We start from the raw sequence: 18,450 nt of genomic DNA, 5'->3' as shown, positions 1-18,450 counted from the left end.
ACTTTAATAACATTACTTTATGTAACGGGTATCTACCATTTGGGTATCGGTTTCAATATGTCCATTAGGATATTCAACCCACTCACCTTTCCCATCAGTCACGACAATCTTCGGCATTTTGGTCTCATCTAATTTTGGCTTATAGATAATTTTCCATTCCGCTCCAGGAGTTAATCTCAGTCGGAAAGGATACGAATCGACCACACCCTGTAAGAAAATTCTGTTTGGACGTCCTGCAACCACTTTTAAAACAGGGTAAATAGCCGGACTGAAATCTATAGTATTCAATACATGAGTTTCAGAAGCTTCAGAATAATTTGCTCGTTTCGCATCGTCGATAAAGGCGGTTAAACCTGTTCCCACATACGGTATAGCATCTTTCATCAAATGACTGACATCGGTATAACTCACTAATACAAAAGCCCGATTGATTTTCCATTTACACCGTCCCCCGCCATTAAAAGGTAATTTTGCTTGAAAGTAACCGGTTTGCGGATCAGCTTTCACATCCAAACGAAGCCTATTATAGGTCGGCACTTTATAAGGCGACATATCCGCATGTAACTGATATTCAAGACAATCCTTTGAAATATACTCTGCCGATACATGCGGTTTTGTGTATTTCGGTGCTACTCCTTCTACTGTGATCCATTGATTATCTTTCGGCGGAGAAAGTGATTCATTTGGATCAGCGCAGCCCGAAATTAATATGACTAACAATACCGATAAGTATTTTTTTATATTTATCATGATCAGTCTTCCTCGCTCCCTACAGCGTTATTTGTATAGCGCGTTAAAGCCAACACCCTGTTTATCTTGCTGCAAACTTTAATAACATTACTTTATGTAACGGGTATCTACCATTTGGGTATCGGTTTCAATATGTCCATTAGGATATTCAACCCATTCACCTTTCCCATCAGTCACGACAATCTTCGGCATTTTGGTCTCATCTAATTTTGGCTTATAGATAATTTTCCATTCAGAACCCGGCGTTAATTTGAATCGAAAGGGATACATGTTCATCTTACCCTGCAAGAATATTCTATTCGGACGCCCTTCAACTACTTTCAAAATAGGGTAAATAACCGGACTGAAATCTATGGTATTTAATGCCGCGATTTCGCTAAGATTCGTCTGAACTGCATCGTTAATAAATGCAGTTAAACCTGTTCCCTCAGCCCCGGCTTCCTGAACAGCATCTTTCACCAGATGATGTACATCAGTATACCCTACAGTTACAAACGCTCGGTCAATTTTCCATTTACACCGTCCCCCGCCATTAAAAGGTAATTTTGCTTGAAAGTAACCGGTTTGCGGATCAGCTCTCACATCCAAACGCAGCCCGTTATAAGTTGGTACCTTATAAAGTGACATATCAGCATGCCGCTGATATTCAAGACAATCTTTTGAGATATATTCTGCCGACACATACGGTTTTGTGTATTTCGGTGCTACTCCTTCTACTGTGATCCATTGATTATCTTTCGGCGGAGAAAGTGGTTCATCAGGGTCAGCGCAGCCTGATATTAATATGACTAACAATACCGGTAAGTATTTTTTTATATTTATCATGATCAGTCTTCCTCGATCCCTACAGCGTTATCTGTATAGCGAGTTAAAGCCAACAAGCCCTGTTTATCTTGTTGGGTGCAAATCAATGCTTGTTTTAACTGGTGATCCATCTGTAAAAATAATGCATCCCGTTGCCGAATATCAGCAACAATATCGGTCCTTTCATGCAGTGCTTTTTCAAATAATTGTTCCTGATCCCGGAAAAAATGATATTTTTCTGGTGCAACCAATTCTGCCAATCGTGCACCAATGTAACGAGCATATTTTAATGAACTATGATCAGGAAAACCCAGTGCGTCTTTCAACGCCGGGTTTTCATTCTGCGGAAACCATTTAACCTTATCCTCATCACTCATCCGTTGAAAAAATCTTTTCTGAATGTCACCGGCGCCTTTCAAATTATTTTCTGTTTCACTGTTTAATGACGGAATCAAATACAATTTTGTTTTGGTCGGTAAGGTAGTTCTGAGTCGAATATAGTTGCTGGGGTTACGTTCTTCCAACCATTCAATAACCAGATTGATTTTACAAAAATGCACTATTTTTCCGTGATGCAAAAACACTTCACCATTGTTGGTAAAATCCAACAATTCAACCGGGCTGAATAAATAACCTAGCGGTCCCCAACAATTATAAAGCCAGTTATCCAGATTTTTTTCTGGTGGTACCGCGGGGACAGGATCATCTTCATTCACGTGACGGTAATGGGTGATAGTTGCCAGCTCTTGTACTGCACTGCGTGTTAATGTTCGCGGCATCCCGTAGCTATAGAGACAAGGGTTATATTCTTTCAGTTGGGCGCTATGCAGTAATGCCAGCGCACCACCTAAGCTATGGCCGCAAACAAATAATCTTTTGTTTTTAACCAAATCCAAAATATCACTGGATACTGTTATATTTTTATTGCTGGGAACTCTTAACTCCCCAACCAAACTAAACGCATTCCAGAACCCTTTATGCACCTTACCACTGTGAATAAACCCACTACATAGCGCTTTTTCATCACAATCTAATCCCAGAGGCTGATATGTCGCATCCGTAACCGCATCCGCCATATTAGTTGTACCTCGCCAACTGATAATCAAATCATGCTTGTTAGCTACATAAAACAAATGAGTATTACCCTGTTTATTTTCTGCTTTTGAATTAACAAACTCCACCCGAGTATAACGCTCACTAAACGGTACATCATAGACAACCGGTGTCGCCGACAATGTCTCCATCTTATCGGGCAGCTTCGAAACATCCACCATTTGCCGGTTAAAAAAGTGGGGCACAGAGCCTTCAACATTAATATCACCGCTAGCATAAGCCAATACGCTCATCAAACTCTGGTTGTATGCATTGACAATTGAATATTCCTTCTGATGATGCAACTGTAAAACCCAGGCCCGGAATGGACACACTTCCAGTACATACCGACGACTTAATGGATGGACCTGATAACCTTTGGGTTCCGGGTTAGGGAAATGATAGGGTGGTGGAATATCTTTGGGGTCCCATCCTTTAAGCGACGGCAACCCATCACTGATCTGTCCAATAGTCACATAGCGATATTGGTGGCCTTCGGCTTCCGCTTTTGGCTTCACCACCGACGCCTCTTCACTGCGGATTTCTCGCAACGGGCGCTGTTCCATCTCATCGGCCAACGATTGGGCATCAATATACAATTTCACTGGATAAGCTGACAGGTCCTCTTCCCTCAGCACCCCGAAACCATCTGTCTTTCCCCGGCGCACATGATCCGGGAGTCCCCTACTTACCATGCTATAAGGCATATTGACTAAAGGTTTCCCTTGTTCATCTACTAACTGAAATTCCACCCAGTGTTTCAGTATCCTACAATCAAAACATTCTCGCGGATCTAATGTACTCATCGATATGATTTCCTTCTTTTCACACTACATATAGGCGCGCAACCCAAACATCATCTGTTGAAAGTCCCACAAGACTTCCCCCGTCTGACTATCAATCACCTTCATCATCAAAAAAGCGCCCATGCTGATGAAGAATGTCAACAAGCGGGTTACCACCAGACTGAACTGATACATCTCCCCCTGATTAGCGTAACAATCCGGGTTTAGGGTCAGGATAAGCTGGTGACCCCGCACTGGAACGCCCTTATCCAGGCGATCTATCGGGATGTTCTCCAACCGGACGATGCCGTTTATATGTGTCTGGATACGCCGGCTTAATATATGATCCGAGGAAAAATCAAATATCTTCAAAAGTTCTTGTAACGAGTTAGTTTTAAACATTATCCAAGCCGAGCCGGCAAAGCAGGAAATCAGCGACCAGAGCGATTCGTCATCTACCATCGGTGGGTAACAGGCAGAAACCGGAGTGATATTGCTGGCTGTCAGCCCCGTAGCGTTTTCTCCCGGCTGATTAATATCACCAATACCGAGATCAACGGCCTGCGAGTGATAACCGGTAAACTGACAAAAAATCGATTGCGGCAACAGGTTATTCGCCGGCTGACCATGACAGTCAAAGAAATGAAGCTGATGGCGGATATGCTGTAAAATATCGCAGTCCGTATTCAGTTGATAATAAAAAAGAAACTCAGCATCCGGCTGGAAATGCGCCGTTGGGGTAAATTTTTCAATCGGCAGATAGCGGTACGGCTGCCCACGTTTCAGCTTCGGCTCAGTCGATGCGTAAACGTGATTCAGGCTGAACAGTTGTTGCGTCTTATCTAATGGGATTTCATAATCGCTGCTCCCCTTGCTTACCGGGATTTCCGCACTGGTCATCGGCTCTAAGTGCCTTACCGGTACACAATCCAACAGAAAGGTTTGGGTAATATCAGTCAGCTCCAGATTGCCTTCAAACCGCAAAATCAGCTCAAATGTCCGATCAGCGTTCAATTTCACTGACGGATGATTCTGCTGCATATCAATGGTCACAAAATCATGGACATGAGGCAGATAATAATATTCTGTTACCAGTTGCAGAATAGAATATGGCGAGTTCTCCTTGGCGGGAAGAATGGAAACCTGCCGCTCTGTTCCCCACAGCGCCGATACCGGGTAACTGTTATGCAGCTTGATGGTTTTACCCTGCGTCCGTAACTGGATATCACAGAGATAAAAGTCAAGCCATAAGGCTAATTGTGCCGCCTGCTCACGATCACGTCCCAAAAAGAAATGCAGCGGGCGGCTTCGCCATTCCGGGGTATTGCCTGAATAATATAGCGTTAACGTTATTTCACTGTACTCTGCGGTTGTATTCAATTGCCGGTTAATCACCGTCAGCGGTTCGATATGCAGGGGACAACAGGTTTCAAAACACATTTTCTGTTCACCTTCGCCGGCAAAAATCGGTGTACCTGCCGGCAAAGTCGTCGAGCCTAAGTGATTTTCCCCAGTCGGTGAAAACTGAACGAGACTCGTTGGTGGTAACGGACGCAGCGCTTGCGGCCAAATACGCGTCATCATCCCTAACGAATATTCAGGAAAATTATCCTCAATCTTGTAGCGAATACGGGAAGCGATCAGTGCAAAGCCCTGCATTAATCGCTCAACTCCCGGATCACCGGCCCCTTCAGATAAAAAATCCGCCAAATGTGGGTTCTCTTTTGCGGCTTCCTGCGCCAGTTGCCGCATATAACTCAGTTCTTGCAGGAAAAGCGATTTTCTTCTATTCATCACACGCTCTCCTACATGATTTTTATCTGACAAAGTGTCTGTGAGGCGATTAAAACAGCCCCGCAGGAAGTTTTCATACCTTCCAGAGCGACCCCTTGTTGATTAGTCCCGACTGTTGTCGAAGTTCCTTCAACAATAGTTTGATGCCCACCACACTTTGGACAGGACACCGGATCGTTAACCCGCGCCACCCCCTTGCCCAAAACCTGAAAACACTCATCACCGCTTAATACAGAACCGCCGTGAGACGTTTTGTCACCTTGTCGTATGATATTTTTCAACATATAGATATCCCGTCAGAAATGAAAATGACTGATTGCGTCACCAAAGAAATAAGATAGTAAAAATCCTATTACCACAGGCAAAAAGCACCGCTTATGCCATGAGTTATGGTGCGTTGAATGACAGGCAGATAAAAATATATACCCATCAATTAGTCCCTCTGAATATAAGGGAACGGGATTTGAAAGTTCCGTCATACGGTCCATACGGCAGAACTCAAGTTATAATTATTAAATCATTACCAAATGGCAAGAAAAATTTTCATTTTTCTAATTTACGAAAAGTAAATTGGTAAGAAAGTATGACAAGTTCAATAAGGATTGTGTTATCACTAAACTCACGAAGAGAGAGATTATAAAAATAATCCCTTTCCCAGATAAAGCAATCCACGCTATATAAAGCAATCTGGCATTGGCGCGCAGATATTTGTTGATATATACCCAATAGATTTCAAGTTGCAGCGCGGCGGCAAGTGAACGCAGCCAACAAAGCAGCAACTTGAAGGATGAAGGGTATAAATCTCTTGGCCGCTGCCTGTTTTAATTTAAGGGAATGTTTCTGTTTTATAAAACTGCACCTTAATCAGTCAGAGTCTAACTTCTAGGGTGCAGTTCATTTTGAATGGGGGTTTGTCAGTAGTCTAAAAGATTACTTCTCTCGAATACCTTCGAGAGAAATTAATAAATCCGCTTCCTGTGATTTGGGACCCAAATCTTTTTGGAAATTAAAGTCTTTCAGTTTGATTTTACCATAAGCTTCAAAACCTGCGCGGTAACCACCCCACGGGTCATTACCTTCACCCATCAGCTCCGCATTCAGTACCACTGGCTTTGTCACACCATTTAAAGTTAGATCACCGGTAACAACATATTTCTCCCCCTCTTTTTTCACTTCGGTTGAAATGAATTTTGCTTCAGGGTATTTCTCTGCATTAAAGTAATCTTTACTACGCAGGTGTTTATCACGCTCAGCGTGGTTAGTATCCAAGCTGGCTATTTTGATCGTCACATCAACTTTATTCGCCGCCGGATTTTTCTCATCAAATGTAAAAGAACCACCAAAATCTTTAAATGTCCCATATAGCCAGCTATACCCTAAATGCTGAATGCGGAATCCAATAAAAGCATGCTGGCCTGGTATATCAATTTTATAATTGGCGGCCAATGCAGAACTTGCATTCAATAACAATGCCCCCGCAGTCAGACCAAGTAATGTCTTCTTCAACATATTTATCTCCATAATCGTTTTTTATATTATTCAGGACGGAAACCCAGCATACGCTTCAGGGTTACATCACGATCAATAAAATGGTGTTTTAACGCAGCAACAGTATGTAATAACGATAAAATCACCACTGCCCAAGCAAGGTAAAGATGAATCATTCCAGCGGTATCTGCCTGTTTGCCTTGACCGATTAATATGGCCGGCACAGTAAACCAGTCAAAGACAGTAATTGGCTGTCCATCAGCGGTCGAAATTAAATAACCACTAATCAAAATGCTAAATAGCAAGAGGTACAACAAAATATGCATTAAAATAGCACTGACTCTGGTCAAGCGGCTATAACTGGCTAATGGTTTTGGTGGTGGAGAAACAAAACGCCAGATAACACGTACAACCATTGCTATCAGCAGCACTATTCCAATGCTTTTATGAATTTCAGGTGCTTTGTGATACCACGTATCGTAATACCCCAATGTCACCATCCACAGTCCTAGTGCAAACATGCCATACACGACCAATGCAATTAGCCAGTGTAAAAGGACAGATAAATGACCGAATTGGTTAGCAGTATTCTTCCAAAGCATAATCGCTCCTTTTTAGGGTCAATGCTGGTGAGCTTTTTTAGATCAATTAAATCATAAACGATATTAATTTATTTTTTATTAAAAATTTCAACAAATAATTTGCAAAAGATTTTCAATTTAAATCAATAAAACTCATTTAACGACAAAAAAACACCAAATAACAATAAAATAGGAATAAATCACATTAAGAACAATGCACTAAAAACACATAATATATATTTTTTTATTATATTGAATTTTTAATTTTAACTAATGTAAGAATCAATTATCTTATTCTCTATTGTTCATTTTATAATTTTTTGTTTATAAGAAATTCAATTACCTAAAAAAACAAGTAACCATAGAGGAGAAATAACAATTTACTTAGCCTGATGTCCTTATACCTGACAAGTTTGACGCCAGCCTCAGCAGGTAGAAACGACAAAGTTATGCCGCCTTTAAATCCCTTATGCCTTTATACCCAATAGATTTCGAGTTGCAGCGCGGCGGCAAGTGAACGAATCCCCAGGAGCATAGATAACTCTGTGACTGGGGTGAGTGAAAGCAGCCAACGAAAGCAGCAACTTGAAGGATGAAGGGTATATATCGTATGTTCATTATTGGGACAATAAATAAAACATGAGGAATATCACTATTTACAGCAACAAATCTTACAGCATTAATCATGTAATAGTGGTAAAAATAACACCAATAAATTGTCAAAAATGAGGTTTTTATGTCAAATAACATCTTACAAGCGCTTGCTTTACTGAAGTCAAAAAAATGGGTCGACTTGACGCATAGCTTCGATAAAGATTCTCCACGTTTTTTTATGTTTGATTCAGCCGAGTTTAAAACTCTTTTTGACTATAAAGATGGCTTTTTTGTTCAACAATTTTCTTTTCCCGGTCAATACGGCACTCACATTGATGCTCCCTGCCATTTTGTTCCTAATGCCCGTTGTGTTGATGAGCTGGAATTAAAAGAATTAGTTTTACCTTTAATCGTACTTGATCAATCAGAAAGAGCGAAACTGGACCCTAATTTTTCCCTTTCTAAAGAAGATATTCTTAAATTTGAAGAAGAATATGGAATTATTGAGGCAGGTAGTTTCGTTGCACTCAGAACTGACTGGAGTAAGCGCTGGCCATCTCAGGAAAAAATGGATAATAAAGATGATTCTGGCAATAACCAAATACCTGGTTGGGGAATAGATGCCCTCAAATTTCTATTTGAAGAACGCCATATTAAAGCCGTTGGACATGAAACATTTGATACCGACGCCGCCAAAGATTTTAGAAAAAATAATGCGTTGTTGGGCGAAGGTTATGTATTAAAACAAGATACTTATCAGATAGAACTGTTGGCTAATTTGGACCAAGTACCTGTACGAGGTGCGGTCATTTTCAATATCGTGGCCAAACCTAAAAAAGTCCCTGGTTTTCCTGTTCGTTCGTTTGCCATACTGCCATGATTAGTCCCCATTCTGTCGGGCAAGGCAAACTGTAGCTCATATTAAAAGCCCCGCAGCCTTGAAATTAATGCTGCCCCATGCCGTATATTCATTACGGCATTATATACCCGTCATCTTTCAAGTTGCCTCTTTGTTGGCTGCACTCACCCCAGTCACAGAGTTATCTATGCTCCTGGGGATTCGCTCCCTGGCCGTCGCGATGCATCTTGAAATCCATAGAGTATAGTCACGATCATAATTTTCGAGAAAACACGTTTTTTGTCTCCACAACTTGGCACAAAGCAACAGTAAAGTGGAACATTATATGTTGAATATGGTATAAAACCTGCCGTTTTTTCTTATGAATCATTTTGTAGAAGGTATTGTTTGCTACAATATACCTATTCTCGTTCGTAATTTAAGGTAACCAGGTGAATATTCAGGCGATTCTTTCAGAAAAAGTCAGCCATGCGCTGATTGCAGCAGGTGCTCCAACCGACAGCGAAGCTCACATCCGCCAATCTGCTAAATCACAATTCGGCGATTATCAGGCCAATGGTGTCATGGCCGCTGCGAAAAAAGTGGGTATGCCCCCCCGACAACTGGCAGAAAAAGTTGTTAGCCTGCTGGATCTGCAAGGTATCGCCAGTAAAGTTGAAATCGCTGGCCCCGGCTTTATCAACATTTTTCTTGATAAAGCGTGGATTGCAGCAAATGTCGAAACTGCATTGAAAGATGAGAAACTGGGCATCACTCCAGTCAAACCACAAACGATTGTCGTCGATTATTCAGCGCCAAACGTGGCTAAGCAGATGCACGTTGGTCATCTGCGCTCCACGATTATTGGTGATGCCGCCGTCCGTACTCTTGAGTTTCTCGGTCATAAGGTTATCCGCGCTAACCATGTGGGTGACTGGGGAACGCAGTTCGGTATGCTGATTGCCTATCTGGAAAAAGTGCAAAATGAAAATGCCAGCGATATGGCGTTATCCGATCTGGAAGCTTTCTATCGTGAAGCGAAAAAGAATTACGATGAAGACGAAGAATTTGCCGTCCGCGCCCGCAGCTATGTGGTGAAATTGCAAGGTGGGGATGAATATTGCCGTACCATGTGGCGCAAGCTAATAGACATCACGATGGTCCAGAATCAACAAACCTATGACCGCCTGAATGTCACATTGACTAGAGATTCTGTCATGGGGGAAAGTCTGTACAACGATCTCCTGCCCGGTCTTGTCGCTGATCTAAAACAAAAAGGGCTGGCAGTAGAAAGCGACGGCGCAACCGTAGTTTACCTTGATGAGTATAAAAACAAGGAAGGTGAACCGATGGGCGTTATTATCCAGAAGAAAGATGGAGGTTACCTTTACACCACAACAGATATCGCCTGTGCAAAATACCGTTATGAGACCCTGCACGCAGACCGCATTCTTTACTACATCGATTCCCGTCAACATCAACATTTGATGCAAGCCTGGACTATCGTGCGTAAAGCGGGTTATGTACCAGAATCCGTGTCACTGGAACACCATATGTTCGGCATGATGTTAGGTAAAGATGGCAAACCATTTAAAACTCGCGCCGGTGGTACTGTCAGATTGACTGATCTGTTGGATGAAGCCATTGAACGGGCCAATACCCTTATCCGTGAAAAGAACCCGGATATGCCAAAAGATGAACTGAAAAAGGTCGTTGAAGCTGTCGGTATCGGCGCGGTGAAATATGCTGACCTCTCCAAAAGCCGCACCACAGATTACATCTTCGATTGGGATAATATGCTCGCCTTTGAAGGCAATACTGCACCTTATATGCAATATGCTTACACCCGTGTGACTTCCATTTTCAAGCGTGCCGGAATTGATGAAAACAGCCTGACACTGCCAGTTATCTTGAATGAAGAGCGCGAACAAGCGTTAGCCACCCGTTTGTTACAATTTGAAGAGACCATCACCACTGTCGCCCGTGAAGGTACACCACATGTTATGTGTGCTTACCTGTACGATTTAGCTGGGCTGTTCTCTGGCTTCTATGAACACTGTCAGATCCTCAATGCGGAAAGTGAAGCATTGCGTCAAAGCCGCCTGAAACTGGCGCTATTGACCGCTAAGACATTAAAGCAAGGTCTAAATACTTTAGGTATTGAGACAGTAGAGCGGATGTAACAGGATAATTGTTGCTTTTCTGAAAAATTGGCGTGATACGGGATATATACCCAATAGATTTCAAGATGCATCGCGACGGCAAGGGAGCGAATCCCCAGGAGCATATACCCAATAGATTTCGAGTTGCAGCGCTGCAACTCGGAATCTATCAAGTATATACCTGAACTTTATTACAAACCGCGTTGAGCGAAATCTTTCAACCGGAATCCCATTAAAGCTAATGCAGCAAAATAACTCCCCGCACCGACGATAACCACCGCCATTAATCTCAACAAACGGATTGCCATATTTCCCTGATCCCATGCTGGCATTAACCATAAAATTACCGCTAACACCGCAATCATTACCGAAATAGACACAGCCAGCTTAAATAAGAAAATTCCCCAACCGGCTAATGGCTTAAAGATATTTCGTTTACGTAATTGCCAATAAAGCATACTGGCATTAAAACAAGCCGCCAGACCGATAGAAAGGGCCAATCCTGCATGTTTTAATGGACCAATAAAAGCTAGGTTCATTAACTGAGTCAAAATCAAAGTCGCGATCGCAATTTTTACCGGCGTTTTAATATCCTGACGGGAATAGAAGCCCGGTGCCAACACTTTGACAATAATTATCCCCATCAACCCAAAGCAGTAAGCAATCAATGCCTTCTGGGTCATTTCGGCATCAAATGCAGTGAAATTACCATATTGGAACAGAGAAACTGTTAAAGGTTCTGCCAGAATGCCTAGTGCAACCGCACAGGGCAACGCCAGCAAGAAACAGAGTCGAAGCCCCCAATCCATCAGTCTGGTGTATTCCTCATGATTGCCGCTGGAAAAACTTTTCGCCAGTGAAGGTAACAGGATAGTTCCGAGCGCAACGCCTAACACACCGGAAGGTAATTCCATCAAACGGTCAGCGTAATACATCCAAGATACAGAGCCGGATACCAGAAATGAGGCGAAAATCGTATTGATAATTAATGAAATCTGGCTGACCGAAACCCCAAGAATCGCGGGTCCCATCTGTCGCATCACCCGCCATACTCCACTGTTACGGAAAGAAACGCGCGGCAATACCAGCATGCCTATTTTTTTCAGGTGGGGAAGCTGATAGGCGAGTTGCAAAACACCGCCAACCACCACCGCCCAGCCCAACGCCATCACCGGTGGATTACAATAAGGCGCGACAAACAACGCAAATACAATCATGCTGACATTAAGCAACGTCGGGGCGAAAGCAGGCACAGAAAATCGATTCCAAGTATTTAATATCGCCCCTACCAACGAAGTCAGTGATATTAGAAAAATATAGGGAAAAGTAATTCTTAACAGATTCGTCGTCAGAATAAATTTATCCGGGTTATCAGTAAAACCCGGTGCCGTAATATAAATCACCCACGGCGCCGCTAAAATACCCAGCACGGTAACAATCGCCAAGACTAACGTCAGCATACCGGAAATATAGGCAATAAACGTCCGGGTGGCTTCATCACCCTGTTGATTTTTATATTCTGCCAAAATAGGCACAAATGCCTGAGAAAATGCCCCTTCCGCAAATATACGGCGCAATAAATTAGGTAATTTAAATGCAACAAAAAAGGCATCCGATGCCGCGCCGGCGCCAAATATACGGGCAATAATGGCATCGCGGATAAATCCCAGCACCCGGGAAAACATAGTCATAGAGCTGACAGCAGCCAGCGACTTCAATAAATTCATCGTATTTATCTCAAAATCATACTAATTGATTTTAAATCAATAATATAAATGAAAATTAGCGCAAAATCTCTGCGACAAAACACTACATATCATAAAACACATCAATAAATTACCTCACCATTTAAAACGATAAAAGGGCCCTAAGGCCCTGTTTATGCAAGTCGTTATATCACGATTGAGTCACAATGACGCGAAAACTGCCTGTACGGCAGTGCACTTGTCGTTTCATTTGGTACCAAGGGGTCAAATTTTCTAAGCTGCCTGTACGGCAGTGCACAAGCTGCCCTTTATCATCAACTAAGCAATCCATTTCTAAGCTGCCTGTACGGCAGTGCACTTATGTGTAAAACCAGGTGATGCTGTTAAATTTTTCTAAGCTGCCTGTACGGCAGTGCACAACGATGTGTTATGCCTAAGTCAACTAGTGAATTTCTAAGCTGCCTGTACGGCAGTGCACTAATTTTTCAAAAGAAAAGGACGCATTATTCATTTCTAAGCTGCCTGTACGGCAGTGCACGGAGTCTATAGCGAGTTCGGATCTGACAGCCATTTCTAAGCTGCCTGTACGGCAGTGCACCCGACTATGACGGCGTGAGCATGCTTGCCGAGTTTCTAAGCTGCCTGTACGGCAGTGCACTGCTCCAGCCCCAGTTGTTGAAAACAAACGCTTTTCTAAGCTGCCTGTACGGCAGTGCACTGATTTATCCATAGAAACTACTGGTGATTTCTTTTCTAAGCTGCCTGTACGGCAGTGCACTCTAGCAAATACCGGCGCGTCTGAGTGCTCTCTTTCTAAGCTGCCTGTACGGCAGTGCACTATTCAGTTCTGATTGCGCTTCAACACTTGGATTTCTAAGCTGCCTGTACGGCAGTGCACCCGAGGAACACGGTTCCCGCTTGTTCAGCAACTTTCTAAGCTGCCTGTACGGCAGTGCACTTTCGGCAGAGAAATAGCCATATGTTTTCTTTTTTCTAAGCTGCCTGTACGGCAGTGCACTGTTGCATATTACCCCTAACCTACTGACGGTTAAAGTATATTTTAATAAAACAACGAAAAAACCCTTTTTTACAAGAGAAATAATATTCCATTGAAAATCAATAAATTAAAATCGCTCCTTAAAAAAGGGTCAAAAATAAGGCGCGGGGAATCTGGTAGATTTTCAACAGTCATTTAATTCATCATTACTAATCCGCTTTACTTTATCTGGTGACAGTACAGCTTAGTAATCAACTCTTTCCACTCCACTTTTCATCTGTCAATGCCGTTAATACATGATCCTGCCAGACTCCATTGATCATCAGGTATTTTTTGGCATAGCCTTCTCGCTCAAAACCCAATCGTTCCAATAATTTTCCACTACGATGATTATTCGGCATATAATTAGCCATAATTCGATGCATTCCCTGCTGACGTTGCATATAACGGATAGCTGGCTGTAAAGCCTCATACATCAGCCCTTTTCCCTGCCATTTTTCACCAAGAGAATATCCCAAATAACAGGCATGAAAAGCACCTCGCAATATATTACTGAAGTTTGCAACCCCCATCACTTCATTCTCATTCGGCTCAAGCAGCAAAAAATGAAAAGCCGCACTCTGTCTCTGCATTTCTGTAATTAAATTCAGTCGATTCATCCAACCAGAAGGTTGGCAATGACTTTTATCTCTGGTTGGTTCCCAAGGTTCAAGAAACTCATGATTTTCGGCATAATACTCAGCTAAACGATAAGCATCCCGCTCGTACACCAAACGTACTACCATTCGTTCCGTTATTAGACGAACTTTCGGTAAAGTGGAACGATAACCAAACATTATTTCTCCCTAACTATACCCGTTATCTTTCAAGCTGCCTCTTTGTTGGCTGCACTCACTCACCCCGGGAGCATAGTTATCTATGCTCCCGGGGATTCGTTCACTTGCCGTCGCGCTGCAACTCGAAATCTATTGGGTATATACAAATTTATCCGTCAAAAATTTAAGCCATTTACCTGTAAAATACACCTTCCAGTCATCACCTTACGACAAAAAAATATTATTCATAAATCACTATCCTAATAATTAAATTAAGTACAGAATACAGCAGAATTATATTATCCTCTCTTCTCAATATTCCAATGGTGAGCAATGTCACTGGTTTCGCAAGCACGTAGCCTAGGTAAGTACTTCCTGTTATTTGATAATTTACTGGTTGTTCTGGGCTTTTTTGTCGTCTTTCCTTTAATATCAATTCATTTTGTTGAGCAACTCGGTTGGGCTGCACTGGTCGTTGGTTTTGCACTTGGTTTACGCCAGTTTGTACAACAGGGTTTAGGCATTTTCGGTGGTGCAATTGCGGACCGTTTTGGCGCGAAACCGATGATCGTCACCGGAATGCTATTACGCGCTCTTGGTTTCGCGTTAATTGCCTTAGCCACCGAACCGTGGATACTGTGGCTTGCCTGCATATTATCCGCACTGGGGGGTACCTTATTTGATCCTCCCCGGACCGCGCTAGTCATCAAACTAACCCGACCACACGAGCGTGGCCGTTTCTTCTCGCTGCTGTTGATGCAGGACAGCGCTGGAGCGGTGATCGGCGCACTGATTGGCAGCTGGTTGCTGCAATATGACTTCCAACTTGTCTGCTGGACAGGAGCCGGTGTTTTCGTTCTGGCCGCCATCTGGAATGCATGGTTCCTCCCTGCTTACCGCATCTCTACTACCCGCACGCCCATCTGGGAAGGGATGAGACGTGTTGTTAAAGATCGCCGTTTCTTCACCTATGTATTGACATTGACCGGCTACTTTATGCTGTCTGTCCAAGTGATGTTGATGTTCCCGATTATCGTCAATGAAATCGCCGGAACACCCGCTGCGGTAAAATGGATGTACGCGATTGAAGCAACCCTATCACTGACTTTACTGTACCCAATCGCCCGTTGGAGCGAAAAACGATTCCGGTTAGAACAGCGTCTAATGGCAGGACTTTTCTTGATGAGCCTGAGTATGTTCCCAGTCGGTTTGATTGGTGAAATAAATACTTTATTTGGCCTGATTTGCTTATTCTATCTCGGTACCATCACCGCGGAACCTGCCCGTGAAACCTTAAGTGCCTCACTGGCTGATCCGCGCGCGCGTGGCAGTTACATGGGATTTAGCCGTCTTGGGCTGGCATTAGGTGGTGCCTTAGGTTATACCGGCGGTGGTTGGTTATATGATACCGGCAACACATTGAATATACCGCAACTACCTTGGTTCCTGCTTGGGACTATTGGCCTGATAACGTTATATGCCCTACACCGTCAATTTAACCAACGTAAAATTGAATCTGCCATGCTGAGTGGCAGTTAATGAGGTAAAATCTGCCCTCCAAAATAAAGGAGTCGATATGAGAAAATTTTTCTTGGGGGCAGTATTACTGCTAGCGGGGTTACTTAGTGGTTGCGATCAGTTCAAAGATGTCAGTATCAGCGAAGAGTTGATTAATGGCTATCTGGCGAAACATATCCATTACCAGAAACAGATTGAATTACATGGCCTTGCTAATGCAGATATAAAATTAACAGAACTTTCCAGCCAGATTGGTCGGACGGAACCCGACAAAATAGCATTGACTGGCCGAGCAGACGTTAACATTACATCCCTGCTTGGCCTGGCTAAAGCCGATATGAAGTTGACACTAAAAGCTCAACCTGTATTTGATCCAGAAAAAGGCGCTATTTTTCTGAAGGCGTTAGAAATCATTGATTATCAAATCACCCCGGAAAAAATGGAAACACCGGTTAACGCACTGGTTCCTTACCTGAACAAATCGCTCAGCGCATTCTTTGATACTCACCCGGTTTATGTATTGAAACCAGAGCACAGCAAAGCTGAAGCTGCTGCCAAGAAATTGGCAAAAGGGTTAGAAATCAAACCCGGTAAATTTGTTATCATGCTAACGGATAAATAATTTTAGATATCACCAAAAAGGCAAATAATTCAAAATTATTTGCCTTTTTATCATTCCAAACTAAGAGTCCAGCTCTTCTCGTAATACTTGTAACGCTTCTCGGGTAATAATTGCTAGTGTTCGATAAAAACCCGTTGTTGCATGAGCTTCCATTTTCCCCAGAAATTGCCCACACCACGGTAGCAGATATTCATCAAACAGCTCAATCTGCCCCTGAACTTCATCTTCTGCTGCTTGATCCTCCAGCCATGAAGCGGCTAACAACAGGGAACCAAACTGATCGGTTGACGCATCTGATACTGGCATACCGCGTTCAGTCAAAAACTGACGAACATCACTTTCACTCTCACTGGCATAATCAGAGCGACGGCTTGGTACACTGGCCTCATCATCACAAAACAGAGCAATATAATCAGCTTGCATTGCTGACAAATCGTAGTTTTGCTGCAAACGATCCAGCAACGCATCTTGCTCCAATGGCCATGATTGTTTCAATTTACCTTCTGCAATCATCATCAGAAGTGGTTTTAAAATCGGGTCTTGTGGCTGACGATTAAATAAAGTCCCTAAAATACGGCAGACCATTGAAAATTCATTCATCTCAGTTTCCAAATAAACAACTATTTTGCCGTTATTGTCCTCAATAGCCGGCCCTATTGTAAAGAGACGCGGGTTAATATCCCAATTTTATATCCACAACGCCAGTTGGTAATTCCCCTTTTTCAATTCGTTGAATATTTTCACTAACCGTATCCATCGCAATCTCGGGAATAGTAATAGCCGCAATATGTGGCGTCACTGTTATACGGGGATGAGTCCAGAACGGATGCATCTCTGGTAATGGTTCCTCAACAAACACATCTAACGAAGCCCCAGCGATATAACCTTTATCAATCGCCACCAACAGATCATGTTCAACCAAATGGGCACCACGTGCGATATTAATCAGATATGACTTTGGTTTTAGCTGGCTAAACAGCGATAAATTCAGAATACCACGGGTTTTTGGTGTATCAGGTAACAAATTAATCAGCACCTTACTCCCTGAGAGAAAATCGCCCAATTGATCTTCACCGTAAAAACTTTCTACCTTATTAATTTGCTTTGGAGTACGGCTCCAGCAACGCACCGTAAAGCCAAACTCAACCAAAGTTTCTGCGACACTGCGTCCTAATACACCCGCACCTAACACACCTACGACAAAATCTTTGCGATCATGGGATTCAAGTTGTTTCCACGTCCTTAGCCCTTGTTGCAGCTTATACTCATCCATGCGTCGCAAATAGTATAAAACCGTTGCTACTGCATACTCCCTCATTTGCAGCCCCATGCCTGCATCTTCAAGCCGCATCAATGGCACACCGGCGGGTAACATCCCTGGTTTTTGTTGTTCCTGCTTCAAAATAGCCTCTACTCCTGCTCCTAAAATAAAAATTCCCTTCAATCCAGAGCGATTTGCCAACATCTCATAGGGCGGAGCCCAAACCATTGCATAATCTGCGTGTTGATTATCGCCGCGTTTCCATTGACGGATATTAATATTTGGCAGTCGTTGTTGCATACCTTGAACCCACTGAGCCGCGCCAAAAAAGGGATGGTAAAAGATAATCTCCATGACTGTTTATCCTCATCTTATTTTTTCATACAGGGTTATCTGATTGACCGTAGGTTGCAAGTCCCTTTGTTAATCGTCATTACGAAAATTCTGAGAATGTTAAGTAGTTAACGAATTCATTTTTTTCTTATTAAAGGACTTGTATCTATCTATTTCAGCGGCATCAGATGGACATCAATTCATCGGGTTGCCGTTTATTTAGCTAAGCAATCAAAAAACCAAAGAAAATTATCAGAAGAGTGTTGACGCTTGTAACGCTTTTCCCTATAGTAGCGCCCCGTTGCAGCGA

The 18,450-nt window shown here is 42.8% G+C and carries 15 protein-coding genes and 1 CRISPR repeat array; of the genes, 4 read left to right on the top strand and 11 right to left on the bottom strand.

Going from position 1 to position 18,450, the window contains the following annotated elements:
- Positions 1 to 12: 12 nt before the first annotated feature.
- The 7 genes from BDD30_RS18625 to BDD30_RS18595 all read right to left on the bottom strand — a co-directional run bounded on the left by BDD30_RS18625 (position 13) and on the right by BDD30_RS18595 (position 7,315).
- Complete coding sequence (locus BDD30_RS18625; RefSeq protein WP_015834627.1) at positions 13 to 750, bottom strand: hypothetical protein; 738 nt, start codon at positions 748 to 750, stop codon at positions 13 to 15.
- A gap of 87 nt (positions 751 to 837) precedes the next feature.
- The gene (locus BDD30_RS18620) at positions 838 to 1,575 is read right to left on the bottom strand and encodes a hypothetical protein (RefSeq protein ID WP_015834628.1); all 738 of its coding nucleotides are present in this window, start codon (positions 1,573 to 1,575) and stop codon (positions 838 to 840) included.
- A 2-nt stretch (positions 1,576 to 1,577) separates the two neighbouring features.
- Positions 1,578 to 3,452, bottom strand: a complete 1,875-nt coding sequence (locus BDD30_RS18615; protein WP_015834629.1) for a lipase family protein — start codon at positions 3,450 to 3,452, stop codon at positions 1,578 to 1,580.
- A gap of 24 nt (positions 3,453 to 3,476) precedes the next feature.
- Positions 3,477 to 5,225 (bottom strand): type VI secretion system baseplate subunit TssF, encoded by a 1,749-nt coding sequence (locus BDD30_RS18610; protein ID WP_049795204.1) that lies wholly within the window; start codon positions 5,223 to 5,225, stop codon positions 3,477 to 3,479.
- Positions 5,226 to 5,236: 11 nt separating this feature from the next.
- The gene (locus tag BDD30_RS18605; RefSeq protein ID WP_015834631.1) at positions 5,237 to 5,509 is read right to left on the bottom strand and encodes a PAAR domain-containing protein; all 273 of its coding nucleotides are present in this window, start codon (positions 5,507 to 5,509) and stop codon (positions 5,237 to 5,239) included.
- A 646-nt stretch (positions 5,510 to 6,155) separates the two neighbouring features.
- On the bottom strand, positions 6,156 to 6,734 hold the full coding sequence (locus BDD30_RS18600) for a YceI family protein (RefSeq protein ID WP_015834632.1): 579 nt from the start codon (positions 6,732 to 6,734) through the stop codon (positions 6,156 to 6,158).
- Positions 6,735 to 6,760: 26 nt separating this feature from the next.
- Positions 6,761 to 7,315: a cytochrome b gene (locus tag BDD30_RS18595; protein WP_015834633.1), complete on the bottom strand. Its 555-nt coding sequence runs from the start codon at positions 7,313 to 7,315 to the stop codon at positions 6,761 to 6,763.
- A gap of 715 nt (positions 7,316 to 8,030) precedes the next feature.
- Here BDD30_RS18595 and BDD30_RS18590 point away from each other — a divergent pair.
- Entirely contained in the window at positions 8,031 to 8,768 is a 738-nt protein-coding gene (locus BDD30_RS18590; protein ID WP_015834634.1) for a cyclase family protein, read from the top strand.
- Positions 8,769 to 9,178: 410 nt separating this feature from the next.
- Complete coding sequence (gene argS, locus BDD30_RS18585) at positions 9,179 to 10,909, top strand: arginine--tRNA ligase (RefSeq protein WP_015834636.1); 1,731 nt, start codon at positions 9,179 to 9,181, stop codon at positions 10,907 to 10,909.
- A 170-nt stretch (positions 10,910 to 11,079) separates the two neighbouring features.
- Here the strand turns inward: argS and murJ are convergent, their stop codons facing one another.
- Both murJ and rimJ read right to left on the bottom strand, forming a co-directional pair.
- Entirely contained in the window at positions 11,080 to 12,615 is a 1,536-nt protein-coding gene (gene murJ, locus BDD30_RS18580; RefSeq protein ID WP_015834637.1) for a murein biosynthesis integral membrane protein MurJ, read from the bottom strand.
- A 249-nt stretch (positions 12,616 to 12,864) separates the two neighbouring features.
- A CRISPR array of direct repeats spans positions 12,865 to 13,612; the repeat unit is 28 nt; unit sequence TTTCTAAGCTGCCTGTACGGCAGTGCAC.
- 230 nt (positions 13,613 to 13,842) lie between these two features.
- The gene (gene rimJ, locus BDD30_RS18575) at positions 13,843 to 14,427 is read right to left on the bottom strand and encodes a ribosomal protein S5-alanine N-acetyltransferase (RefSeq protein ID WP_015834638.1); all 585 of its coding nucleotides are present in this window, start codon (positions 14,425 to 14,427) and stop codon (positions 13,843 to 13,845) included.
- Between the two features lie 312 nt (positions 14,428 to 14,739).
- Here rimJ and mdtH point away from each other — a divergent pair, with 312 nt between their 5' ends.
- Positions 14,740 to 15,945 (top strand): multidrug efflux MFS transporter MdtH, encoded by a 1,206-nt coding sequence (mdtH, locus tag BDD30_RS18565; protein WP_015834639.1) that lies wholly within the window; start codon positions 14,740 to 14,742, stop codon positions 15,943 to 15,945.
- A 37-nt stretch (positions 15,946 to 15,982) separates the two neighbouring features.
- A complete protein-coding gene (locus BDD30_RS18560; protein WP_015834640.1) occupies positions 15,983 to 16,546 on the top strand; it encodes a lipoprotein in 564 nt (187 codons plus the stop codon).
- Between the two features lie 60 nt (positions 16,547 to 16,606).
- Here BDD30_RS18560 and BDD30_RS18555 read toward each other — a convergent pair whose 3' ends face one another.
- Positions 16,607 to 17,146 (bottom strand): TorD/DmsD family molecular chaperone, encoded by a 540-nt coding sequence (locus BDD30_RS18555; protein ID WP_041381934.1) that lies wholly within the window; start codon positions 17,144 to 17,146, stop codon positions 16,607 to 16,609.
- 73 nt (positions 17,147 to 17,219) lie between these two features.
- Positions 17,220 to 18,161 carry a glyoxylate/hydroxypyruvate reductase GhrA gene (ghrA, locus tag BDD30_RS18550; RefSeq protein ID WP_015834642.1) on the bottom strand — a complete coding sequence of 314 codons (942 nt, stop codon included), beginning with the start codon at positions 18,159 to 18,161 and terminating at the stop codon, positions 17,220 to 17,222.
- Between the last annotated feature and the right edge of the window lie 289 nt (positions 18,162 to 18,450).

The sequence above is a fragment of the Photorhabdus asymbiotica genome, from assembly GCF_003634575.1.
Taxonomy (GTDB): domain Bacteria; phylum Pseudomonadota; class Gammaproteobacteria; order Enterobacterales; family Enterobacteriaceae; genus Photorhabdus; species Photorhabdus asymbiotica.
Note: the sequence above shows the minus strand (reverse complement) of the source record. Positions and strands in the feature narration are given on the sequence as shown.